This is a genomic window from Roseisalinus antarcticus (assembly GCF_900172355.1).
GTDB classification, from domain to species: domain Bacteria; phylum Pseudomonadota; class Alphaproteobacteria; order Rhodobacterales; family Rhodobacteraceae; genus Oceanicola; species Oceanicola antarcticus_A.
Genome location: NZ_FWFZ01000017.1, coordinates 38,370 through 62,042, shown reverse-complemented (window position 1 = coordinate 62,042; position 23,673 = coordinate 38,370). Strand labels below are relative to the sequence as shown.

The 23,673-nt window shown below is 68.5% G+C and carries 20 protein-coding genes; 3 read left to right on the top strand and 17 right to left on the bottom strand.

The features are described 5' to 3' along the window. Positions 1 to 16: 16 nt before the first annotated feature. The 15 genes from ROA7023_RS14890 to ROA7023_RS14825 form a co-directional block, all read right to left on the bottom strand. Positions 17 to 1,153, bottom strand: a complete 1,137-nt coding sequence (locus ROA7023_RS14890; protein WP_085879833.1) for a mandelate racemase/muconate lactonizing enzyme family protein — start codon at positions 1,151 to 1,153, stop codon at positions 17 to 19. Further along, positions 1,146 to 1,985, bottom strand: a complete 840-nt coding sequence (locus tag ROA7023_RS14885; RefSeq protein WP_085879832.1) for a fumarylacetoacetate hydrolase family protein — start codon at positions 1,983 to 1,985, stop codon at positions 1,146 to 1,148. The genes ROA7023_RS14890 and ROA7023_RS14885 overlap by 8 nt, the downstream gene beginning before the upstream one ends. A gap of 18 nt (positions 1,986 to 2,003) precedes the next feature. After that, positions 2,004 to 2,774 (bottom strand): acetoacetate decarboxylase family protein, encoded by a 771-nt coding sequence (locus ROA7023_RS14880; protein ID WP_085879831.1) that lies wholly within the window; start codon positions 2,772 to 2,774, stop codon positions 2,004 to 2,006. 1 nt (position 2,775) lies between these two features. After that, entirely contained in the window at positions 2,776 to 3,819 is a 1,044-nt protein-coding gene (locus ROA7023_RS14875) for a Gfo/Idh/MocA family protein (protein WP_085879830.1), read from the bottom strand. 60 nt (positions 3,820 to 3,879) lie between these two features. Continuing rightward, positions 3,880 to 5,070: a sugar ABC transporter substrate-binding protein gene (locus tag ROA7023_RS14870; protein ID WP_085879829.1), complete on the bottom strand. Its 1,191-nt coding sequence runs from the start codon at positions 5,068 to 5,070 to the stop codon at positions 3,880 to 3,882. Positions 5,071 to 5,189: 119 nt separating this feature from the next. Beyond that, on the bottom strand, positions 5,190 to 5,951 hold the full coding sequence (locus tag ROA7023_RS14865; RefSeq protein ID WP_085879828.1) for an SDR family NAD(P)-dependent oxidoreductase: 762 nt from the start codon (positions 5,949 to 5,951) through the stop codon (positions 5,190 to 5,192). Then, complete coding sequence (locus ROA7023_RS14860) at positions 5,945 to 6,706, bottom strand: SDR family oxidoreductase (protein ID WP_159458540.1); 762 nt, start codon at positions 6,704 to 6,706, stop codon at positions 5,945 to 5,947. The genes ROA7023_RS14865 and ROA7023_RS14860 overlap by 7 nt, the downstream gene beginning before the upstream one ends. Next, the gene (locus tag ROA7023_RS24490; RefSeq protein ID WP_159458539.1) at positions 6,696 to 8,153 is read right to left on the bottom strand and encodes a hypothetical protein; all 1,458 of its coding nucleotides are present in this window, start codon (positions 8,151 to 8,153) and stop codon (positions 6,696 to 6,698) included. Before ROA7023_RS24490 ends, ROA7023_RS14860 begins: the two co-directional genes overlap by 11 nt. Continuing rightward, positions 8,146 to 9,234, bottom strand: coding sequence for a hypothetical protein (locus ROA7023_RS14855; RefSeq protein ID WP_085879826.1), 1,089 nt, complete (start codon positions 9,232 to 9,234; stop codon positions 8,146 to 8,148). Before ROA7023_RS14855 ends, ROA7023_RS24490 begins: the two co-directional genes overlap by 8 nt. Positions 9,235 to 9,237: 3 nt before the next feature. After that, on the bottom strand, positions 9,238 to 9,552 hold the full coding sequence (locus ROA7023_RS14850) for an L-rhamnose mutarotase (RefSeq protein ID WP_085879825.1): 315 nt from the start codon (positions 9,550 to 9,552) through the stop codon (positions 9,238 to 9,240). 22 nt (positions 9,553 to 9,574) lie between these two features. Further along, entirely contained in the window at positions 9,575 to 10,387 is an 813-nt protein-coding gene (locus tag ROA7023_RS14845; protein WP_085879824.1) for a sugar phosphate isomerase/epimerase family protein, read from the bottom strand. A 24-nt stretch (positions 10,388 to 10,411) separates the two neighbouring features. Then, positions 10,412 to 11,908, bottom strand: a complete 1,497-nt coding sequence (locus tag ROA7023_RS14840; protein WP_159458538.1) for a sugar ABC transporter ATP-binding protein — start codon at positions 11,906 to 11,908, stop codon at positions 10,412 to 10,414. Positions 11,909 to 11,989: 81 nt separating this feature from the next. Then, complete coding sequence (locus ROA7023_RS14835; RefSeq protein ID WP_085879822.1) at positions 11,990 to 13,144, bottom strand: sugar ABC transporter substrate-binding protein; 1,155 nt, start codon at positions 13,142 to 13,144, stop codon at positions 11,990 to 11,992. A gap of 107 nt (positions 13,145 to 13,251) precedes the next feature. Further along, positions 13,252 to 14,217 (bottom strand): C-terminal binding protein, encoded by a 966-nt coding sequence (locus tag ROA7023_RS14830; RefSeq protein ID WP_085879821.1) that lies wholly within the window; start codon positions 14,215 to 14,217, stop codon positions 13,252 to 13,254. After that, positions 14,210 to 14,878, bottom strand: a complete 669-nt coding sequence (locus ROA7023_RS14825) for a FadR/GntR family transcriptional regulator (RefSeq protein WP_159458537.1) — start codon at positions 14,876 to 14,878, stop codon at positions 14,210 to 14,212. Before ROA7023_RS14825 ends, ROA7023_RS14830 begins: the two co-directional genes overlap by 8 nt. 227 nt (positions 14,879 to 15,105) lie before the next feature. On the opposite strand from ROA7023_RS14825, the gene ROA7023_RS14820 reads away from it, so the two are divergent. The 3 genes from ROA7023_RS14820 (at position 15,106) to ROA7023_RS14810 (ending at position 21,499) form a co-directional block, all read left to right on the top strand. Continuing rightward, positions 15,106 to 16,098, top strand: coding sequence for an ABC transporter permease (locus ROA7023_RS14820; protein WP_085879819.1), 993 nt, complete (start codon positions 15,106 to 15,108; stop codon positions 16,096 to 16,098). A gap of 306 nt (positions 16,099 to 16,404) precedes the next feature. After that, positions 16,405 to 20,157: a metallophosphoesterase gene (locus tag ROA7023_RS14815; protein ID WP_085879818.1), complete on the top strand. Its 3,753-nt coding sequence runs from the start codon at positions 16,405 to 16,407 to the stop codon at positions 20,155 to 20,157. Positions 20,158 to 20,284: 127 nt separating this feature from the next. Further along, complete coding sequence (locus ROA7023_RS14810; RefSeq protein WP_085879817.1) at positions 20,285 to 21,499, top strand: glycosyltransferase family 4 protein; 1,215 nt, start codon at positions 20,285 to 20,287, stop codon at positions 21,497 to 21,499. On the opposite strand, the gene ROA7023_RS14805 is transcribed toward ROA7023_RS14810, so the two are convergent. Together ROA7023_RS14805 and ROA7023_RS14800 are read right to left on the bottom strand one after the other, a co-directional pair. Next, positions 21,475 to 22,425, bottom strand: a complete 951-nt coding sequence (locus ROA7023_RS14805) for a sulfotransferase domain-containing protein (protein WP_085879816.1) — start codon at positions 22,423 to 22,425, stop codon at positions 21,475 to 21,477. The genes ROA7023_RS14810 and ROA7023_RS14805 overlap by 25 nt on opposite strands. Continuing rightward, positions 22,422 to 23,489: a glycosyltransferase family 4 protein gene (locus ROA7023_RS14800; protein ID WP_085879815.1), complete on the bottom strand. Its 1,068-nt coding sequence runs from the start codon at positions 23,487 to 23,489 to the stop codon at positions 22,422 to 22,424. Before ROA7023_RS14800 ends, ROA7023_RS14805 begins: the two co-directional genes overlap by 4 nt. Between the last annotated feature and the right edge of the window lie 184 nt (positions 23,490 to 23,673).

Below are 23,673 nucleotides of genomic sequence, written 5' to 3'. Positions count from 1 at the left end.
CCTCCCTTTCTCGCCTCTACCGGTCCAGCCGGGCCGAATTGACGAGGTCCTCGTTGATCTCGATGCCCAGCCCCGGCCCTTCGGGCATGTTGACGAAGCCGTTCGTGTGCCAGACCGGCTTGTCCACCAGGTCGCGCTGGGCCGGGCCATAGACCGGCTGAAGCTCCAGCAGGTAGCAGGCCGGGCAGGCGAAGCTGAGCGCCTGGCTCGCAGCACCCACGATCGCGGTCGAGAAGTTGTGCGCGTTGGCCTGCCGCCGCGACAGGGCGCAGACCTCGGCGGCCTGCAGAAAGCCGGTGATGCCCTCGATCCGGCCGGGGTCGATGCCCACGACATCGACGGTGCCGGTGTCGACGATCCGCTTGACGCCGACAGCGTTCGACTCGCGCTCGCCATAGCCGATGCGGATGCCGGTGGCGGCGCGCAGGGCGGCATAGCCGGCCGGGTCATTGTGGCCCAGCGGCTCTTCGAGCCAGGCGACGCCCATTTCCTCGAAGGCCTTGGCGCGGGTGATGGCGGTGGACACGTCCCAGAAGTTCTTGACGCCCATGTCCACCATCAGCGATTTGCCGGGGCCCATCGCCTTGGTCACCTGTCGGACAAAGTCGATGTCGCGGTCGCGATCAAAGCCGAGGTTGGCGTCGCCCGCCTTGCCAAAGCCGACCTTGGCGCCGTGCAGGCCGGTGGCGGTGTGGGCCGCGATTTCCTCGGCCATGTCCTCGATCCGGGCCTTGGTGCCGTGCAGGCTGGCGATGGCGGGCAGCTTGTCGCGCACCGGCCCGCCCAGCAGGTCGAGCACGCGGGCGCCCAGCACCTTGCCCTTGAGGTCCCAGAGCGCGATGTCGATGCCCGATATGGCCATCGAGGCGATGCCCTGCCCGGTCCCGTACCACCAGCTGTGCTCGCGCATGGCCTGCCAGATGCTGCGCGTTTCCAGCGGGCTGCGGCCGACGACGAGGTGGCTCAGCCCCTCGACGATATGGGCGGCGGCGAGCGAGGCCTCGGGGAAGTAGGTGCAGCATTCGCCCCAGCCCACCTGCCCGTCCTCGGTGGTGATCCGCACCAGGCAGACCGAGCGGAACCGGTTGTGGTCCGTCGGCTCCTGATAGGAGACGGGGATCGCCTCGACATTGCGGACGTGGGGGTCAGCCATCTGCGATACACTCCTGCCGTTGCTGGCCGAGGCCCTGGATCCCGAGCTCCACCACGTCGCCCGCCTTGAGGTAGCGCTGGGGCTTCAGCCCCATGCCCACGCCCGGCGGGGTGCCGGTCGAGATGATGTCGCCGGGGTGCAGCGTCATGAACTGCGACAGGTAGCTGACCAGGTGTGCCACGCCGTAGACCATGGTCGTCGTCGAGCCGTCCTGCATCGTCTCGCCGTTGACGGTCAGCCACATGCCTAGGTCCTGCGGGTCGCTGGCCTCGTCCGGGGTCACCAGCCAGGGGCCGGTCTGGCCGAAGTTGTCGCAGCTCTTGCCCTTGGTCCACTGGCCCTGACGCTCGATCTGGTAGGCGCGTTCGGACACGTCGTTGATGACGCAATAGCCCGCGACATGAGACAACGCGTCGGCCTCGTCCACGTATTTCGCGGGCTTGCCGATGACCACGCCCAGCTCCACCTCCCAGTCGGTCTTTTCCGAGCCGCGCGGGATGATGATCGGGTCGTTGGGTCCGCAGATCGCCGAGGTCGCCTTCATGAACAGCACCGGTTCGGACGGCACGGCCATCCCACTTTCGGCCGCGTGGTCGGCGTAGTTCAGGCCGATGCACATGAACTTGCCGGTGTCCCCGACGCAGGGGCCCAGCCGGGGCGTGCCTTCGACCAACGGCAGCGAGGCCGGGTCGATCCCGGCCAGATCGCCAAGGCTCGCAAGCACGTCCCCCCGGAGGTCGCCGAGATGACCGCTGAGGTCGCGGATCGCGCCGTCATCGTCCAGAAGGCCCGGCTTTTCAGACCCTTGCGGCCCGTAACGGAGAAATTTCATCGTCTTGTCCTTGTGTAGTCAGGGCCCGTCGGACCCGTCGAGGTAATCGAGAAGAACCACGCCCGGAACGAGCGTGAACTGCGCCGACCAGAAGAAGCCGTCGCCCATTTCGCGCACCGGCAGGCGATGCACGGGGGCCTGCGCATTGGGGCGCAGCTCGACGGTGCAGGGGCCGCGCCAGCATTCGGTGACCTGCACGTCGCTGAGGCTGCGCGAGGTCAGCTGCCGGATCGCCGGGCTGCCGTCGATGTGGTCCACCGCCTTGAGGTTGATGTTGGTCGCGAAGGGAAAGATCGCAGAGAGGTCGGCAATGTCGCCGCGCTCCTGCTTGTAGGGCATGGTGCCGGTGACCACCTCGATGCCGTTGCGCTCCAGCGTGGCCACGATCAGGTCGCCGCGGTAGTCGATGCGCGGCTCGCCCAGTTTCTTGGGCTGGCCGTGGATTTCGCGGCCGTGGGTGACGCCAACCTCGGACGAGAGGTAAAGATAGGTGGAATAGGCACCCGTGGCCTTGCCGGGCAGTTCGGCGCCGACCATCACGTTGACCTCGTTGTAGGGGCCCAGCCAGTCGGTGTCGTTCATCTGGTAGAAATGGATCATCACCATGTCGCCGGTGGACTCCAGCGGCTCGGGCAGCAGGGCGCGGATCGCCTCGGGGTCGGTCCGGTAGGTCATGGTAAAGATCCGGATGTCGCGGAACTCGAACGGGAACCGCGGGATCGTCGGCGCGTCGAGGGGGGTGGAAAACCCCCCCTTCAGAATGTCCTCGCGCCTGTTCTTCCAGACCATGTCAGACCGCCTCGGACTTGCTGGATTTGAACGACCGATACATCGCGTCCAGCACGTCGATGGCGCGGGCGCCCACGGTGCCGTCGGCCTCGATCGTCGCGGCGGTGCCATGGCAGACCTGCACCAGCCGGTTGATCGGCTCGACCGCCGCGTATTGGCCCTCGTCCGGCTCCAGGTCGAGCACCACGTCCTCCTTGTCCATCCGGCGCAGCTCCATCCGGGTGCGCTCCATGTCGATGGTCAGCATGCCTTCGGTGCCGTAGATCCGCACGTCGAGCTGGTAGGAGCATTGCTTGGGCAGCAGCGCCGAGCCGGAGATCGAGGCGATCGCGCCGTTCTCGAAGGTCAGGACCGCGGATTCCGTCAGGTCGACGTTGGAATCGGACTTGGTCTCAAGCGCATAGATCTCTTTCGGCTTGAGGTTGACCAGCCGGAACATCAGCCCCAGCGAATGGCTGAGCTGACCCCAGCCATAGCCGCCCGCCCGGTCCGGATCGGCCCAGGTCGAGGCTTCGGGCTTGAACATCGCGTCCTTGGCCTCGGCCAGGCCGTGGCCGCCGAAGAGGTCGTAGGTGAAGGTGGCCATCATGCACGACACGTGCCGGATCTCGCCGACACCGCCCTTGGCGATCAGGTCGGCGGCCTGGGTCACGAAAGGTTTGTAGTTCCAGCCGTAGGGAATGAGGATCTGCTTGCCGACCTTCTCGGCCAGGGCCACCAGCGCGTGGGCGTCGGCGGCGCTCGTGGTCATCGGCTTGTCGATCAGCACGTGGCAGCCGGCCTCGAGCGCGGCCTTGGCATGTTCGAAATGCACCACGTGCGGCGAGGTGATGACGACCGCGTCCAGATCCTCGGCCGCGAGCATCTCACCGACGTCGGTATAGCCGTTGGGGATGCCGAACTTCTCGCAGATGCGGTCCAGCGCGGCGCGGTCACGCCGGTTCACCGCCACCAGCTCCGCGTCGGGATGGTCGATCAGGGCGGGCACATAAACCTCCACCCCCCACCAACCGGCGCCGATCAGGCCAATCCTTGCTTTCGACATGATACTCTCCTCGCGAAATGGCGGGGCGCGGCCACGGCGTGGCGCGCGCCCCTGTTGGGGTCAGGGGGCAGGGGGAAGCAGCATTTCGTACCCTTCGTAGTAGGGGTCGGCGTGCAGGCTGGCGACGTAAGCGTCATAGGCCTCTTCGTCGATATCGGCGTCCTCCGCCATCCAGTCGGGGGTGTCCGAGCAGGCGATCTCGGGGTTCGCGTCGCAGACGTTCGCCGGCGTCACCAGGTTGGTGTAGGCGAAGACCGAGGTCGGCACGTCCTCACCGGCCAGCGTCGCCAGTGCCATCGGCAGCGCCGCGTTGGCGTAGCGTTCGGGGAAGAACGACATCGAGGCGATGAACACCGGGTCCGAGGCCACCATCTCCAGCATTTCGCCGCCCATGCCGATGGCGATGGTGTTCTCGGCCATTCCGCCCACGTTCACGGCCCGCACGACTCCGCTGAGGACCTCGTCGCTGAACGACGAGATCAGCAGCGGCTTGTCGGGATCGAGCCGCGTCATGATGTTGTTCATCTGCGCGAAGCCGCCCTCCTGGGTGGCGTCGGTTTCCAGCCAGATGATCCTGTCCTCGGGCAGGTCCAGGACCGACTGCACGCCCGCGACCTGCGAGGCGTTGCGCAGCTGGCCGTTCGGTCCGACCAGCGGGAAGGACACGACAACCAGCGTGGCGTCCTGCGCGGCATCGCCCCAGCGCGAGACGGCCGATTGCGCGATATAGGTCCCGGCGCGGAACCCGGCGCGGGCATTGTCGACGCCCATCCACTGGGCGCCCGGGATCGGGATGTCCAACGCGACAAGGCCGATGCCCTCGGCATCCAACGGCGCCTTGACCGCGGGAGCGAAGGACACGTCGAGCAGGCTGTTGATGACGTAATCCACGTCGCGGGTCGCAAAGGTCTGCACGTTGGCGACGTTCTTGTTGGGGTCCCACTCGTTGTCGGCGGTCAGGATCTCGACCCCGGCCATTTCACCCAGCGCCTCGAGGCCCTGCTTGTTGTAGAGGCTGAAGGGCGAGTTGCCGCCCCACATCGTGTAGCCGATCACATAGGTCTCGCCGTTGCGCGGCGGGGTCGCTTCCATCGCGTCGGCGACCATGGCCTGCAGGTTCTCGGCCGTCGGGGTCTCGGGGCCGACATCGGTCGGGTCGAAGCCGTGGAAATCCTCGGCCATGGCCGGCGCGGCCAGGGCGGACGCCGCCACCAGGGCGGTGACCGAAAGGGTCTGTCTGAAAGTTTGCATCTTGGTTTCTCCTCCCAAAGAACGGGCCTCGCACAGCGGTCGCGTGCGGGCCGCGAGAATGGTCAATCGTCTCGATGTGTTCGGTACCGGTCTCTCCCTTGTCCTTCGTTGGTTACGGGTCACGCCATGTATTGTGCGCCGTTGACGTGCAGCGTGGTGCCGGAGACGTAGCCGGCCCAGTCGCTGAGCAGGAACGCGGTGGGCGCGGCGGTCTCGTCGGGCTCTCCGATGCGGCCCATGGGAATGCGGGTGGTGAAGTCGTCGATATCGGCCTGGGTCATGCCGCCGCGGAACATCGCGGTGTCGATCGCCCCCGGGGACACGGCGTTGACGGTGATCCCGTCCGGCCCGCCGGCGCGGGCCAGCGACTTGACCAGCGCGGTCACCGCCGCCTTGGTCATCGCGTAGGGGATCGAGCCGTTGAACCCGCCCGAAAAGCCCCCTTGGCTGGAGTAGAGGATGATCCGCCCGCCAAGCCCCTGTTTCTGCATCACCGCCAGCGCGGCGCGGGCCAGAAAGAAGGTCCCGGTCTGGTTCACGGCCTGCTGCAGCTCGACCTCTTCGCGGGTCGAGGCCTCCAGCGGGCGGCGCAGCAGCAGCCCGGCGCAATTCACCACGCCCCACAGGGGGCCCTGCGCGGCCATGTCGGCGACCACCGTCTCGATGTCCGCCTGGTCGGTCAGGTCCATCTTGACCGCGCGGGCCCCGTTGCCGGCGGCCCGGGCGGCCTCGGTGCAATCCTGGCGGTCGGCCAGCGTCACCTCGGCGCCGAGGGCGGCCAGCCATTCGGCCGTCGCCCGGCCCAGCCCCTGGGCCGCGCCGGTCACCAGAACGCGCCGGCCCTCGAGCCCAAGGTCAAACCTCTTGTCACTGCTTACCATTGGTCTCGCTCCTCCAGTCCAACCATGTCGCGCAAAGCCTTGTCGCGGATTGATTGCTCCACCTCCGTGGCGCGGCCCTCGCCTTCGTCCACCAGCCAGACGAGGCAGCGGGCCGGGATGTCCGGTGTCAGCTTGGTGCTCTCTTCGAGCCGGGAGATCACGTTGTCGAACTGGGCCTGCGCCCCGTTCAGCATGTCGGTGCCGACCACGCCGGGGATGAAATCGTGCACCCGGATGCCGCGCTCGCCGTATTCGACGGCAAGGCAACGGGTGAACATGTTGACTGCAGCCTTCGAGGTGCAATAGGCGCTCCAGCCGTCGATGGCGGTATGCGCGGCCCCCGAGGACAGGTTGACGATGACACCCTTGCCCGCGGCCAGCATACCGGGGATCACCGCCCGTGCCGCGGCCATCACGCCGCCGATGTTGATCTGCTGCAGGCGCATCCAGGCGTCGGCGTCGGTCTCGTCGAAGCGGCCGACCGGGTCGATGACGCCCGCGTTGCTGACCAGCGCCGTCACCGGGCCGAACCTGGCGCTCAGCTCCGCCACAGCGGCGGCGACCGACGCCCCGTCCGAGACGTCGCAGACCAGCGGCAGGACCTCGCCCGTGCCGATCCCGGCGGCGGCGCTGCGCAGCGTCTCTTCGCCCCGTGCGGCCATGCCGACCTTCCAGCCGCGCTCGGCCAGCTGCCGGGCGGTTTCCAGGCCGATGCCCTTGGAGGCTCCGGTAACGAGGGCGACTTTATCCGCCATTTGCTTCTCCTGCTGTTGGGATCGTGAGCGGCCAGCCGCGTTGCGCGGAAAGCCAGCCCATGGCCTCGGCCAGGTCGCCCCGGCTGAGGGCGCCGTGATGGGTGGCCCCGGCATTGGCCCAGCCCTCGAAGGCCGCGATGGGATCGCCGCCGCGGGTCCGGAACCAGCCCTGGGTGACCTTCAGGGCGGTGCGGGCGGGCTCCAGAGTCTCGCCTTCCAGCGCGATCAGGCTCAGCCGTTCGGACACGCTGCGGTCGAGCGTGACGCCCAGCATCGTCGCGGGGCCGGGGGTCAGGTCGTGGGACAGCACGACGCCTGGCACCTCGCGGCCCGAGAGGTTGCCGGATTCGCGGATCGCGGCCGCGCCGCCCTCGGGGCACCAGTCCAGATCGGCCTCGCCGGTGTTGGCGACGAGGAACGCGCCGCTCGGCCGGTCGATGGCGTCGAGCTCGCAATAGAGCGTGGCGCCGCCCAGGGCCTTGCCGGCGAGCATCGCCACGGCGGTCACCAGGTCGCCGGTCGCGCTGAACGGGCGGTGGGTGCCGGTCATCAGGCTTGTCGCCAGACAGCCGATGGCGCCGTTGTCGAGCCCGACCCCGTGCGGCCCCCGGCAGGCGAGCGAGCCGCAGTCGAGGTCCTGGTCCTCGGCCAGCCGGTCGAGGGCGAGCGCCAGCCGCGCGGCCCGCTCCAGGCCGTCGCCCTGCTGGATGCTGGTCTGCGGTGGCAGCAGGTGGGGCAGGCGGTCCCGCACGAACTCGCGCAGCGCGGTGTCGGAGACATCGGCGACCCGTGCGGCCCAATCCTCGGCCGGGACATCCACGATGGTCAGGCCCGAGGCCGCGCCCTCGGCGGCGGAGAGGCCGATATGCTCATACCCCGGCATCGGCGGACCCAGCCGCCCGACCCGGAGCCCGTCGAGCCGCCGGGCCAGCGCCGCGGTGCGGATCGCCATCGCCAGCCGCGTGTGAAACGCATCCTCGTCCAGGAACCCGGTCACCAGGATCGGCGGCACACCGGTCCCGCGCCGCAGCATCGAGCCCAGCATGGTCGCACCCACGTTGGCGGAATGCCGGCACAATGCCCGCATGTCGTAGTCCGGCTCCACATCCGTCAGCTCGTGCCCGCAGGCGATGACGACGGGCACGCCCGCCTCCTGGGCCATGGCCGACAGCGCCGCCGGAGGGGCGGCCATGGTCGGGACCAGCAACAGCACGTCCGGCTTCGCGGCGGCCAGGGCGCGGGCGATGCCGTCGGTGTCGTCGTCCCCGGCCCAGAGCCCGAGCATCGCAAGCTCCGCCTCGGCGCCCAGCCGCGCGGTGACATCGGCCACGTGCCGGCCCATCACCTCGAGGAAGTCCGGCCCGATGATGGGCGCGTAATAGCCCATCATCCCGCCGATCACGGCGATCTTCGGGGGCCGGGGCCGATGGGAGAACGGATCAGCCACGGCGGGCCTCCAGTATCCTGTCGCGCTCTTCGCGCCCAGCCGAGCCGAGCGGGGCCTCCGCCGGCGGCTTGACCGCGCCGACGCGGGTATAGGCCTCTTCGGGGATCGCGCGGACATCCTTGTAGACCGTCCAGCTGCAGCGGCTTTCGCCGGTCAGCGGCGCCTTGGGCGGGTGCGTGACGCGCACCGGATAGCCGAAAGCGGCGATCGGCAGGTTCTCGTGCAGGATGCAGCAATGGGCGCAATAGGCGCAGATGCCGGTCTCGTTCCAGGTGAAATCATGGGCTTCGCGCAGTTCCGGCCAGCCGATGGCGGGATCGCGCAGGGGCGGCAGGCCGTCACGGGGCTCGCCCGCCATGCTGCGCCCGCCCGACCCGCAGGGGGCGAAGCTGATCGTGACCTTCTCGTCATCCTCGGAATAGTCGAGCGTGCCGTCGCGGGCGGTGCCGCTGAGGTGGCCGTGCATCCCCTCGAACCCGAGGTAGGTCAGCAGCCAGCTCGCCTCGGCCCAGTCGATCTTGGACACGTCGAACCGCTGGTAGCGCTTGGCGAACCACGACCCGATCACCCAGCCCTCGTACATCTCGCGCAGCGCGGGCTCTCCGTGGCGGGTGATCACCAGGTCGAAGAGGCCGGCCAGCTGGTCGACCTCGCTGTCATGCAGGTCGCGCCAGAGATCGACCGCGGCGTCGACCGCCGCGCGGCGGTCGGCGGTGGCCTCGGCGGTGACCGCGGCGATGGCGGCCTCGACCTCGGCCCAGACCTCGTCGCGCGGGCGCAGCACGTTGCGGTGCCAGCGCGACAGCGTCTGGCGGATCGCATCATGGGCCGCCGTCACCTCCGCCTCGGGCATCCCCTTGTCGCGCAGGCATTTCAGCGTGTCGGGGAACCACATGGAATAGATGTTGAAGACGACCTCCATCTCCTGGCGCAGGAAATCGGCCAGCGCCCGGGCGGTTTTCATGTCGCCCGCGTCGAGCGCACGCGCCACCAGCCGCGGCGTGCCTTCGGCCAGTTCGGCCCAGCCGCCCGACCGGATCAACCGGCCGAGCGTCTCGTTGTGGATGAGCGGCTCGGACATGGCCTAGTCCATCCGCCAGACAAGCGGCAGCAGGTAGGGAAAGCCGGTGCTCGGGTCGGCGTCCAGCTTCATGATCGGGGCCATGTACTCGCCCCACCGCTTGTTCGCGTCGCTCTCGCCCAGGGCCTTGATCGCGGCGGGCAGGTCGTCGCATTCGAAATACCCGATCAACGTCAGCCCGTGGCGGAAGATGTTGTAGTTCCGCAGGCCCGCGGCCGAGATGTCGGCGGCCAGTTCGGGCCAGATCTCGTCATGGCGCTTCTTGTATTCGTCCTCGTAGCCCGGGCGGACGCCCAGAACCCATGCATAATGTCCCATGGTCGTGCTCCGTTCCTTGATGTCAGGCGTTCCAGGCGTTGAACGTGTCGCGCATCCGGACCGTCTCGGTCAGCACGTCGTCGAACACGGTGTTCATGTAGGCCTGGTGCACGTACTCGATCGCCAGCCAGCCATCGTAGCCGGCATCGCGCAACGCGCCGAAGAAGGCCGGGAAGTTGAGCGTGCCCTCGTCCATCTTGGCCTGCAGCACGCCGGGCCGCCCTTGACGCAGGTGGACGTGGCCGGTGTGCGGGCACAGCGTCTCGATCTCGTCCTGGCGATAGCCGAGCGTCAGGTAATGTGCCGGGTCGAGCGCCAGTTTAAGCCCAGGCACCCGGTTGACCATCTCGTGGGTCATCTCGACCGATTCCAGCAGGCCGTGGGTGTGCGGCTCGACCGTGAGGGTGACGCCGATCTCCTGTCCGGCGGCGACCATCGGCTTGAGGTTCTCGACCGATTGGTCAAGCGCCTGCTTGCGGCTTTGGCCCGGATTGACCATGCCCGGCAGCACGAAGACCGTCGGCGCACCGGCGGCCTTGGCAAAGCTCAGCGCGGCCTTGCAATCCTTCATGTTCTCGGGGTCGGACGGCAGCGCGAGGTTGCGCCCGGCCAGCCCGTCGCCGAACAGGTGATAGTAATTGGCCACCTCGACCGGCAGCGCCTCGCGCACCTCGCGGCCATAGGCCTCGGGGTCGGAGACGACCCGCGCCTTGTCCAGCGCCGAGGCGTAGAACAGGCCGATGTCCACGGCCGGGATCGACAGCACCTCTGCCAGCCCGCCGACTTCCTTCATCGTCAGGGCCGGAAAAGACCACGCGGTTACACTCAGTTTCATTTTCGTCCTCCCTCTTGAAACATGTCAGGCGGCGGCGCTGCGGGTGGCCGTGGCCATCAGCGTCGTCGCATCTGTGGGCGCGTCGAACGTGGCCGCCACGGATCCGGCGATCAGCACGCTGGAGGTATCGGCCAGCCCGCCGATCTCTTCGGCATCCGACGAGATCACGATGATCGACAGCCCCGCATCCGACAGCCGCCGCAAATGGGCGTAGATGTCCTTGCGCGCACCCAGATCGACGCCGCGCGTGGGCTCTTCGAGGATCAGCACCCGCAGATCGTCGACCAGCCAGCGGCCGATGCAGATCTTCTGCTGGTTGCCGCCCGACAGGCCGCTGATCTTCTGTTCGGCCCCCTCTGTGCGCACACCCAGCGCGTCGATCCACTTGCGCGCATAGGTGGTCTGGGAAGCCACCGACATCCGGGGCCCCGTGGTGTGCCGGCCGAGATAGGGCAGCGTGACGTTGTCGCGCAGGGTCATGTCGGGCACGATCCCTTCGGATTTGCGTTCGCCCGAAACAAAGCCGACGCCGGCGCCGATCGCCTCGGGGACGGAGCGGGGCGCGAAGGGTTTGCCGAAGAGCTCCAGCCGGCCCGATTGCGGGGCTTGGATGCCGAACAGCAGCTTGCCCAGCTCTTCGATGCCCGAGCCGATAAGGCCGAAGACGCCGTGGATCTCGCCCTTGCGGACGGCAAAGCTGACCCGGTCGATCCGCGGCGGCGCCTGCAACGCCTCGGCGCGGAACGCGATCTCGCCCGGCGCGGCGGCGAAGGGCGGGAAAAGGTCGCTGAGCTCGCGGCCGAGCATCGCGGTCAGCACGTCATGGTGCGTGGTCTCTGCGGTCACGAAGGTGCCGGCGTTGGCACCGTCCCGCAGGACCTCGATACGGTCGCAGATCTCGAACACCTGGTCGAGGAAATGCGAGATGAAGATGATCGACACGCCGCGCGTCTTCAGCCGCCGCATGATCGCGAAGAGCTGGGCGCATTCGGGCGCCGACAGAGAGGCCGTGGGCTCGTCCATCACGAGGATGCGGGCGTCGCCGGCCAGGGCGCGGGCGATCTCGACCAGCCGCTGGCGCGAGATCGAGAACCGCGACAGGGGCGCCGTCACGTCCATGTCGTCGAGCCCGAGATCGGCCAGGATCTCACGCGCGCGGCGGTTCAGTTCGCTTCGGTTGATGCGCGAGAGCGGCTTGTCGCCGCTCGCGGGGATCGCGCCCAGAAAGATGTTCTCGGCCACGCTCAGATCGCGCAGCACCTGCAGTTCCTGCGGCACCAGGCGGATGCCGTTGCGCATCGCGTCCGTCGGCTCGCGGATGTCGACGACCTTGCCGGCGATGGCCATCTTGCCCGCGTCCTTGCCGTAAATGCCGGTCATGATCTTCATCAGGGTGGACTTGCCGGCGCCGTTCGCCCCCAGAAGGGCCACGATCTCGGCCTCGTCGACGTCGAAGTTCACCTGGTCCAGCACCTTGTTGGGACCGAATGACTTGTCGATTCCTTGCATGGTCAAAAGCATAGCCGCCTCCCGCATGTCCGGTCTGGGCCCGGTCCCGCTTGCGCGGGGCCGGGTGATGGCCTGATCGTTGCGATCCAGGGATCAATCGCTCTGGATCAGGGCCTGGTAATCGGCGAGCTCGGGGTTCTCGCGCTGTTCTGCGACGTGGGCCGCGAAGGCTTCGGCGTCGAAGGAATAGGAGATCTCCTCGCCTTCGGCGCAAGGCACGTCGGGATAGAAGTCGCAGACGGTGCCCGAGGTCACCATGACGTGGCTGACCAGTGCCGCGGACGGTGTGTCCATTCCGGCCAGCTCCATCAGGGCCAGCGGCACCAGGTAGTTGCCGTAGTTCTCGGGGAAGTAGCCGACCGAGGCGAGGAAGTTCGGTGCCTCGACCATGGCCGCGCCCTCGTCGGCGCCCATGCCCACGAAGATCGCATCATCCGACCGGCCCGCCTGTTCGACGGCGCGCAGCATGCCCAGGATGGACTGGTCGTTGATCGCGACACCCATGATCGGCGCGCCTTCGGGGATCCGGCCGACCGCATCGCTCATGATGCTGAAGCCACCCTCAAGCGTGCCCTTGGTGTCGATCCGGATGATGTTGTCCTCCGGAAAGTCGGGATGCTCGGACAGGAAGCCCGCCACCTGGCCCTCGGTCCGCATGAAGGGGATGGCCCCCGATTGCGGCAGCTCGCCCACGACGAGATAGCCGGTGTTCACGGTCTCGTCGCCCCAGGTCTCGCGCGCCGCCTGGCCGAGGTAGAGCCCGCCCATGAAGCCCGAGCGCGAGTTGTTGGCGCCCATGAAGGTCGCGCCCGGCATCGGGATGTCGATCGCGGTGACCGGGATGCCCTCGGCGTTCATCTTCTGCATGATGACCGGGCCGAAGTTGGCGTCGGTCTGGAATTCGATCACGTAGTCGACGTTCCGGCGCAGGTAGCTTTCGGCGTTGGCCAGCGCGGTCTGCCCGTCAAAGGCGTTGTCGGTCACGAGGACCTCGACGCCCGCGGCCTCGGCGTTCTCGAGGATGCTGTTCTCGACCAGCAGGAAGAACGGGGCATTGCGGCCGAGGTTGGCAAAGCCGAACACGTAGTTTTCGCCATTGTTCGGCGGGGTGTTGGCCATCGCCTCGGCGACGAGCTCGTCGTATTCCTCAGCGCTGAAGGCGCGTCCGTCGAGATCCTCCGGTTCGATTGCAAGGGCGCTGCTGGCCATCAGCATCGCGATGATCGAAAGTGACGTGGTGAACTTCATTTTAGGTCTCCTCCCTAGTTTCAGCTCTGTTGGCGAGTGATCGTTCGTCGTCTCCTGGCTCGATCCGCCTCCCGCGGGTCCAGGATGGTCTGGGGTCGGTTGCGCGGTCAGGCGGTGGACCCCGGGACCGGCTTGCGCAGGGCGCGGCCGGCCAGATGGTTCGCGATGTCCTGGGCCACAAGCTCCTGCAGGCGGCCGATGGCGGCCTCGGAATACCAGGCCGCATGGGGCGTCAGCAGCAGGCCGGGCGCATTGCGCAGGGGCGAGTCGTCCGACAGCGGTTCGTCGGCGAAGACATCCAGCGCGGCGCCGGCGATCTGTCCGTCCTGCAGGGCGCGGGCGAGGGCGGCTTCGTCGATCAGCGCCCCGCGCGAGGTGTTCACGATCACCGCGCCGGGCTGCATCGTCGCCAGCCGCTCGGCGTTCACGAAATTGCGCGTGGCGTCGGTCGCGGGGGCATGAAGCGAGATCGCGTCGGCCTGCCGGAACAGCTCTTCCCCGTCCATCAGCCGGATCCCGAGCGTCTCGGCCTCGTCGGCCGACAGGGCCGGGTCGGCGACGGCGAAACGGAAGCCGAAGCTTTTCAGGCGCGCATGGACGCCGCGCCCGATCTGCCCGAAACCGAAGAAGCCGACCAGCGTTTCGGCGAAGGGCTTCATCGGCTTGGCGACGCCGACGGCTTTCCAGTCCCCGGCTCGCACGGAGGCGTCGAGCGCGGGCAGCTTGCGCAGCTGCGCCAGCAGCATCGCGGCGGTGTGATCGGCGACCTCGTCGGGGCAATAATCCGGCACGTAGCCCACCGAAAAGCCCCGCGCGTTGGCCGCGGCCACGTCGATGTTGTCATAGCCGATGCCGTAGCGGATCAGCGCCGCGCCCTCGGCCATCCCGTCGATCGCCGCGGCGGTGACCGGGGCGAACTGGACCACGGCCAGGGTCGCATCCTTCAGCGCCGCGATCACGTCCTGCTCGGACTTGCACTGGCAGGCGACGAACTCGGCACCGCCGGCGGCGGCCTCCTCCCGGTCGAGGGAGGGGAAGGTGTAGTCGGTTACCACGATACGGGCGTCAGCCATCTTTCAGCTCCAATTCCGCTCTGGTCGTTGTCAGGACCTGGATCATGTGGGCCACCATCGCGGCCCGGGCGGCCTCGACATCGCCCGCGGTCAGCGCGGCCAGGATCGCCTTGTGGTCGCTGATCGACCGCGTCGGCGTCGCCTTGGTCTTTGCGGCGAGCTTGCGGAACTCGATCCCCAGGACGTTCAGGCTCTGCGAGGCGCGGGCCAGGAAAGGGTTGTCGGCGATCTGGCCGAGAACCATGTGAAATTCGGTATCGAGCTGCATGTAGCGGCCGGCGTCGTGACGGACCTTCTCCTGCGCGTCGATCAGGTTGGACAGCCGGACCAGCTCCGCCGGGGTCACACGGTTGGCCGCGAGGGCGCAGATCTCGCCCTCGATCAGCTGGCGGGCATGATAGAGCTGTTCGACCGAGGCGTCGGACAGCGACAGAAAGAAGGTCAAAGGGCCCAGCAGCTCCGCCGCATTCAGCGCGGTGACGAATGCGCCGCCGCCGTGGCGGATCTCCAGCACGCCCAGGACGGACAGGGCCCGGAGCGCCTCTCGGACGGTCGGGCGGCTGACGTCGAATCGCTCGGCCAGCTCGCGCTCGGACGGAAGCTTGTCCCCCGCCATAAGCCGACCCGCGGTGACAAAGCCCAGCAATTGCTGGACCAGCATGTCCGAAACACCGGACTTCGCGATCGGCGAGATATCCTTGTCTCCCAGAATGGCTCCGTCCCCCCTCGCTTCGGACCCGACGCACCCTCCTGCGTCCGGTCCAGAGGCCAGTCCGCCCATGGTAAAGTGGCCTGACCACTTGTTGACTAGACCTATTGCCGATGCTAGTCAACCAGCAACACGGAGCAGCCGTTTCTCGCTGCGCCAAAGGGGGGAGAGCAGGATAGATGACGATTGAACAAGGCGCGGCCGGGGCGTCGGCAAGATCGGGTCGACTGGGCCATCTGATGCGGCAGGAATGGGCGGGCGTGGTCGTGCTCGCGGTGTTCTACGTGCTGATCTTCGTGATCTTCAGCATCCTGTCGCCGTATTTCCTGCAAACGCGCAACCTGATGTCGATCGGCTCGAACATGTCGGTGATCGGGTTGATGGCGATCGCGGGCACGCCGCTGATCGTCTCGGGCGGGCTGGACCTGTCGGTGGCGGCGATCGCCGGGCTTTCGGGCGTGATCGTGTCGCTGTTCTACGCCATGGGGCTCAACATCTGGGTCGCCTGCGTCATTGCCATCTCGGTCGCGGCCTGCCTGGGCGGGTTCAACGGTTTCCTGACCACGCGCCTGCGGCTCAACCCGCTGATCGTGACCCTGGGCACCATGAGCATCTATGGCGGCGCGGCCCTGGTCCTGACCGGCGGGCTGAGCAAACCGCTCATCATCGGCGGGTTCAACTGGCTGGGGTCCGGCCGGATCCTGGGTGTGCCGGTGCCGCTGATCGTGATGACGGCGCTCGGCATCGCGGTCTGGTGGATCATGACCCGAACGCGGTTCGGCCGCGAAATCTACGCCACCGGCGGCAATCCTGACGCCAGCCGCATCATGGGGATCAAGACCGACCGGGTGCAGGTCATCCTCTACGTCTTTTCCGGGGTGATCGGCGCGGTGGCCGGCATCATCCTCGCGGCGATGCTGGGGGCGGCCGCGCCGAACGCCGCGTCGTCCAACCTTCTGACGGTGATCGCGGCGATCATCCTCGGGGGCACCAGCCTTTATGGCGGGCGCGGTTCGGTCTGGGGCACCGTCCTGGCGGTGCTGATCCTCGGGACGCTCAACAACGGCCTGACCTTGCTGGACGTCTCGAGCTTCTGGCAGGAGATCACTCGCGGCGTCGTGCTCATCACCGCGGTCGCCTTCGATCAGATCCGGGTGCGCAGCAGCGAGTGAGCCGGGGCGTGGCCCCGCGACCCGGACGTCGGGGCCGGGGCAATGCCAGATAGAGCGGCGTTCGCTCAACAAAGCGACATCGACCCTCGGCGCGGCCTCCCTGCGCCGAGGTCGTGCCGTGAATAATCATCCCCGCTGGACAGGTATTGTTGACGTTGCGTTATGCAATCCTCGGTCCGCCCGCGCTGGAGCCTTGCGATGCGCGGTGGCTGTCCGCACTATGCAAGCATTGTCTGGCCACCGCCCGGATTCGGCGCGGAAGCAGACAGGGCGCTCTGGCGCCCGATCGTTTAGCCCGGGGGCACCATGATCACGATCGACACGTTCTCGCTTGATACAGGTGTGATCGGGGACGGGATAACCTTCGGGCCGACGATCGCGCTTCAGGGCAGCAGCGACCCGGGCGCGATCGTCGGCATTTACCTCGACGACATCTTCCTTGGCGAAACCCAGGCCGGCCCGGACGGAAGCTGGAGCTATTCCGCCGGAGATTTCGAAGAGGGCACATATGCCTTCGTGGCCAGCATCGACGATGGCGTCACGCTGCAAAGCACCGCGCCCTTCGGCATCACGGTCGATCTGACCGCGCCCGGCGTCGTCGTCGACCCGGTGGCGACGGACGGGATCGTGGACGGCACCGAGGACGGTGCTGTGGTGTTCAGCGGGACGGTGAGCGGGGTCGAGGACGGGCAGGTGGTGACGCTCGCGGTGCGCGATGCGGGCGGGGCGGTGGTCTGGACCGGCAGCGCCGTGGTGGCCTCGGGGGTCTGGGCGAGCGCGCCGGCGGACCTGGGCGCGCTGCCCGACGGGGCGGGCTACGAGCTGACGGCGGACGTGACCGACGCGGCGGGCAATTCCGCGCCGCAGGCCGGCGCCAGCTTCCGGACCACGAGCGCGCCGCCGCCCGAGATCGTGACCTTCGAGACCCGCATCGCCTCGGGCCTCGACGATGTCGAGCAGCGCGCCGACGGCAGCATCTACCTCGACAGCAGCGACCTGGAGCTTGGCCAGGACGGGTCCCGGGCGCAGACCGTCGGGCTGCGCTTCGGGGCGATCGACGTGCCGCAGGGGGCGGTGATCACCAACGCCTACATCCAGTTCCAGGTCGACGAGGTCTCGGGCGGGTTCGCCTCGCTGCTGATCCGGGCGGAGGCGAGCGACGACGCGGCTGCCTGGGGCAGCGGCGCGGGGTCGGTCTCGGGGCGGGCGCTGACGGGCTCTTCGGTGGCCTGGCTGCCCGAGGACTGGACCAGCGTGGGCGAGGCGGGCGCGGCGCAGCGCACGCCGAACCTCGCGGCGCTGGTGCAGGACGTGGTGGCCCGCGAGGGCTGGTCGGCACTGTCGGACATGGCCTTCGTGGTGACCGGCACCGGCGAGCGCATCGCCGAATCCCACGAGGGCCGCGCCAGCGCCGCCCCGCTCTTGCACATCGAATACACCATGGGCGGCAGCGGTGCGCCGGTGGCCTTCGACGCGGTGGCCGACACCGACCCCGGCCTCAACGAGCTGACCCTGGACGCGGCGGCGGGCACCCCGGTGGGGATCACCGCCTCGGCCAGCGACGCCACCCCCGGCGACGAGGTCCGCTACAGCGTCGAGGATGCGCGGTTCGAGATCGACCCGGTGACCGGCGTGGTCACCCGCTCGGACAGCGGCACGCTGAGCTTCGGGCCGGACGGGATGCTGGCGCTGACGGTGACGGCGACCTCGTCGGACGGCAGCCTCGACACCCGGACGTTCCAGATCGCGCTGGACGACGGGCTGTTCGGGATCGCGATCGACCCGGTGGCGACGGACGGGATCGTGGACGGCACCGAGGACGGTGCTGTGGTGTTCAGCGGGACGGTGAGCGGGGTCGAGGACGGGCAGGTGGTGACGCTCGCGGTGCGCGATGCGGGCGGGGCGGTGGTCTGGACCGGCAGCGCCGTGGTGGCCTCGGGGGTCTGGGCGAGCGCGCCGGCGGACCTGGGCGCGCTGCCCGACGGGGCGGGCTACGAGCTGACGGCGGACGTGACCGACGCGGCGGGCAATTCCGCGCCGCAGGCCGGCGCCAGCTTCCGGACCACGAGCGCGCCGCCGCCCGAGATCGTGACCTTCGAGACCCGCATCGCCTCGGGCCTCGACGATGTCGAGCAGCGCGCCGACGGCAGCATCTACCTCGACAGCAGCGACCTGGAGCTTGGCCAGGACGGGTCCCGGGCGCAGACCGTCGGGCTGCGCTTCGGGGCGATCGACGTGCCGCAGGGGGCGGTGATCACCAACGCCTACATCCAGTTCCAGGTCGACGAGGTCTCGGGCGGGTTCGCCTCGCTGCTGATCCGGGCGGAGGCGAGCGACGACGCGGCTGCCTGGGGCAGCGGCGCGGGGTCGGTCTCGGGGCGGGCGCTGACGGGCTCTTCGGTGGCCTGGCTGCCCGAGGACTGGACCAGCGTGGGCGAGGCGGGCGCGGCGCAGCGCACGCCGAACCTCGCGGCGCTGGTGCAGGACGTGGTGGCCCGCGAGGGCTGGTCGGCACTGTCGGACATGGCCTTCGTGGTGACCGGCACCGGCGAGCGCATCGCCGAATCCCACGAGGGCCGCGCCAGCGCCGCCCCGCTCTTGCACATCGAATACACCATGGGCGGCGCCTATCTGGGCACCGACCCGGTGACGACCGACAGCGTGCTGGACGATGCCGAGGACAACGCGGTCGTGCTCAGCGGCACGGCGGCCGGGATCGAGGACGGGCAGGTGGTGGCGCTCGCCATCCTGGACGCGGGCGGCACGTCGGTCTGGACCGGCAGCGCCGCCGTCGCGGGCGGCGCCTGGAGCACCGGCCCGGTCAACCTGGAGGCCCTGCCCGACGGTGCCGAATACAGGCTGACGGCCAATGTCACCGATGCCGCCGGCACCCCGGCGCCGCAGGCGGTGACGACTTTCGACACCGTGCATTTCCGCTTTGCGGTCTTCGGCGATTACGGCACCGCCAAGGCCTCGGGCGAACGCGCGGTCGCGGCGCTGGTCGACACCTGGGACCCGGAATTCATCCTGACCGTGGGCGACAACAACTACTTCGGCCTCAGCTACGAGGAGGCGGTGGGTCAGCATTACGCGGATTACATCGGCAACTACCAGGGTAGCTACGGCGACGGGAGCGAGATCAACCGGTTCTTTCCCGCCATCGGCAACCACGAATACACCGACGGCCCGGTGGAGGAATATTTCGACTATTTCACCCTGCCGGACAACGAGCGGTATTACGACTTCCAGATCGGCTCGATCCACTTCTTCAACCTCAACAGCAACATCCAGGAGCCCGACGGCAGAAGTTCCACCTCCGCGCAGGCCGAGTGGTTCTATGAGGCGATCGCCCAGTCGACCGCCACGTTCAACGTGGTCTATTTCCACCACGCCCCGTACGAGCAGAAGGACCCGGGCGAGACGGCGATGCGCTGGGATTTCGAGGATGCGGGCGTGGACCTCGTGTTCTCCGGCCACGATCACGATTACTACCGGATCGCGCGGGACGACAACGGCGACGGCAAGGAGCTGACCTACGTGGTCACCGGGCTCGGCGGGTTCGACGACGACCTCGGGGCCAATGCCGTGTCGGTGACCGACGACGGGCTGCTGGTGGAATTCTACGACGAGACCGGGCTGCTGATCGATTCCTTCTCGGTCGACGCGCCGGAGGGCGTGACCCCGCAATCCTTCGACGGCAATGACGTGCTGACCGGGGGGGCGGATGCCGATTACCTCTGGGGCGTGGCGGGCAACGACACGCTGACAGGCAATGCGGGCGACGACATGCTGATCGGCGGCGAGGACGCGGACCTGTTCATCTTCCGGCCCGGCGACGGCGTGGACATCGTCGCCGATTTCGAGGCCGGGGCGGCGGGCGGCGACGTGCTCGACCTCAGCGCCTACGGCATCTTCGACGTCGCGGGGTTCGGCGCCGTTGCGTCGGCGGTGGGCGGGGACCTTTTGGCGAGCTTCGCCGACGGCTCGAAGATCGTGCTTCTGGGCCGGGCGCTCGGCGATTTCGTGGATGACGATTTCTGGTCCGGTGCCATAGGTTGAACCCGCGCCCGACTCGCAAGCGGCCGTCCGGGCGCGGGCCGGGCCGGGGCGCCGCGGCGCGTGGCGTTGCGCCCGGCGCGGGGCGGTCCTATCCCGGGATCAGGCCGGATCAGCGACGGAGGTCGACATGACGCCCACAGCTCCGTCCCCGGATCACGTGCTGATCGTGGGGGATTTCGCCTCCGTCACCGGCGGGCAGGCCAAGGTCGCCATCGACAACGCGCGCCTGCTGGCCGAGGCCGGCACCGGGGTGACGTTCTTTGCCGCCTGCGGCCCCGTCGCGCCGGAGCTGGCGCATCCGGGGATCCGCGTGGTCTGCCTGGATCAACGCACCATTCTCGACGACCCGAGCCGGCTGCGGGCGATGGCCAACGGAATCTGGAACCGCCAGGCGCTGGCCGCCCTGCGCGCAGAGGCCGCGCGGCACGACCCCGCCCGGACGGTGCTGCATTGCCACGGCCATGCGAAGGCCCTGTCCCCCTCGGTGGGGCGGGTGCTTGCGGGCGGGCCGCTGCGCTGCGTCTACACGATGCACGAATATTTCCTGGCCTGCCCGAACGGCGGTTTCTACGATTACCAGCGGCAGGAGATCTGCACGCGGCGGCCGCTGGGCCTGTCCTGCCTGACCACCCATTGCGACGTCCGCGCCGCGTCGCACAAGGCGTGGCGGGTGGTGCGCGGGGCGGTTGGGGCGGGGCCGGGGGCCCTGCCGCGCGGCCTGCGCGACATCATCTATATCTCGGAAACCCAGCGCCGGGCGATGACGCCCTGGCTGCCCGAGGCCGCGCGGCTGCACCGGGTGTCGAACCCGATCAAGGCGGGCGGGGCGCCGGTCGCGGCCGGGGACAACCGCAAGCTCGTCTTCGTCGGGCGCCTGTCGCCGGAGAAGGGCGCACTGATGCTGGCCCGGGCGGCGAAGGCGGTGGATCTGCCGGTGCTCTTCATCGGCGAGGGCCCCGAAGCGGAGGCGATCCGCGCCGCCAACCCGGAGGCAGAGATCACCGGCTGGTTGACCCATGACGCGGTCCAGCAGCGCCTGGGCGAAGCGCGGGCGCTGGTCTTTCCCAGCCTCTGGTACGAGGGCCAGCCCCTGGTTCCGATCGAGGCGCTGCTGCGCGGGATCCCGGTGATCTGCGGCAGCTGGAGCGCCGCGGCCGAAGAGGTGCGCGACGGCGAGAACGGGCTGGTCTACGCGGCGCCGACCCAGACCGCGCTGGAGAAGGCGCTGCGCCGGTTGCCGGCGCTCGGGTCGTTCGAGAGCGGGGATCTCGCCGCGCGGGTCTCGCCCGAGGCGCATCTCGCCCGCCTGCATGAGGTCTACGGGACGGTGCTGGCCGGCTGATCGGCGGGCGGCATCGCCCAGCCCGGCAGGTCCAGATCGAACGCCCGCGCGAGCGCGAGGTTGTCGGCGGCGAAGGACGCCCGCAGCGCGGCCAGCGTCTCCGCCTCCTCCGCGTCGGGCTGGCCGGCGGTGCGGCCGCTCTCGGTGTTGAGCCCGCGATAGAGCCCGCGCAAGGACCGGTAGATCGCCCCCCTGGGCAGCCGCGCCCGCACCGCGACATTCAGGCGATGCAGGGCCCGGGACCGGGGCACGTAGGTCTCGTTCTCGGAGGGGAAATCGTAGTCGTCGTAGAACGCGGGGTCGAGCCCGGCCCAACTGGCGACCTCGCGCATCAGGCCGCGCGGATCGGCGCGGAGCGCGTCGAAACTGCGCACCATCATCCGTTCGGTCCCCAGCCTCTCGCGCCAGGCCTGCAGGTGCGGCAGATAGCGGGCATTGCGCAGCGCGTCCTGCGCAAGCTCGTTGCCGCCGAAGTCGTGGCTGCCAGCGCGGATGGCATCGAGATAGGCGGCAAAGCTCATCTCGGCCGGGATAAAGGTCCAGTTGTTCCGGAAATAGCGATAGATCGAGCGGATCTGGTCCGCCGGCTCGCGCAGGATGAACAGGCAGCGCGGCGTGCCGGGCAGGGACGGGATCTCGTCCAGCGCGGTCCGCTGGTAAATGTAGGAGGGGGTGGATTCGAAGATCACCCGCGGCCGCGGCCCCTCGGGCAGGGCGAACTGGGGGCGATAGGCCGCCCATCCGCCGCGCACATTGGCCCCCGGCCGGTAGATGTGGCTGTCGGTATCGGCGAAAAAGCAGGTCTCCTTCTCGGCGGAGCCGAGCGCCCCGGGGTGATCCGCGATCCAGCGATGAACCGACGAGGTGCCGGCCTTGGGCACCCCCGCGACGAAAAGGTCGGGCAGCCAGGACAGGTCTTCGGTCATTTCGCCGCCACGTCGCGGATCATCGTGGCCAGCTGGTCCAGCATCCGGTCGATGGTGAACCGGTCCTCATAGGCGGCGCGGGCGGCGGGTCGCATGGCGCGCAGCCTCGCCTTGTCGAGATCGTGGAGGCAGGTGGCCAGGGATTCCCGGTCCAGGTCGAAGACCTCGCCCGAAACGCCCGGCGTGATCAGCTTTTCCATGCCGCTGCGCCGGGCGACGATGACGGGGGTGCCGTTGCGCAGCGCCTCGGGCACCACCAGCGGCAACCCCTCCCAGCGCGAGGGCACGATCAGCGCATCGGCCGAGCGATACCAGCTGTCGATCTCGTCCTGCCCGATCCAGCCCACCGGGATCGCCCGGCGCGACATCCAGATCGTCGACCCGTCGTGGCGAACCTCGTCGCCCACCACGTGCAGGCGCAGATCGTCCCGCGCGGTATAGCGCATGGCGTCGAACAGGATGTCGAAGCCCTTCTGCCGGTCCAGCCGCCCGATGAAGAGCAGTTGCAGATTGTCCGGGTCGTCGGCAAAGAGCGTGTCGACGGCATTCGGGTTCGGCTCTGGCGCGGCGTTCTCGATGACGGAGAAGGTGCCGCGATAGCCCAGCCGCTGCGCGATGTCGCGATCGTTCTGCGAGACGCACAGGATCCGGTCGGCCAGCCCGGCCAGGCGGCCCTCGATCAGGCGCACGACCGGGCGCTTGGGATCGTAGCGGCCACAGGTCGCGATCGCCCAGCTGTGCGGGCAGTAGATGGCCGGACGCCTGTCGCCCCGCATCCGCATCCGCGCCAGCGCGGCGAGTGCGAAGGTGCTGTGGAAGAAGACGACATCGGGATCCAGCGATTCGAGCAGCGACTCGAATCGCGAGAGCATTTCCCGGATCGCACCTAATCCCCTGCTTTTGCGCCGAAATGTTTCCAGCCTCAGATCGGCTCCGAGGAAGTCCGCGTCACTGTCGGGCACGAGGTGGTGGACCTCGAAACCGCGCGACGAAAGTGCCGCGACGTGGCGCTGATAGATGCCGACACCGCCTTTCGCTGTTTCGCACAGATTGAGGATCCGCATTACCGTTCCTTTTCAATGGCCTGTGGGTCTTGCGAAAAAAGAAGCCATACAGATCTCCCGTCACTCGACACCACTGCCAGGATCCGCGCGGTGCGTGCCGCGGCGCAGCGTAGACCGTGCATGGGACAGACATATTTTGGAAACAATGTGTTGCCGCGATTTGGTCCCGTCTTTCTCTGACATA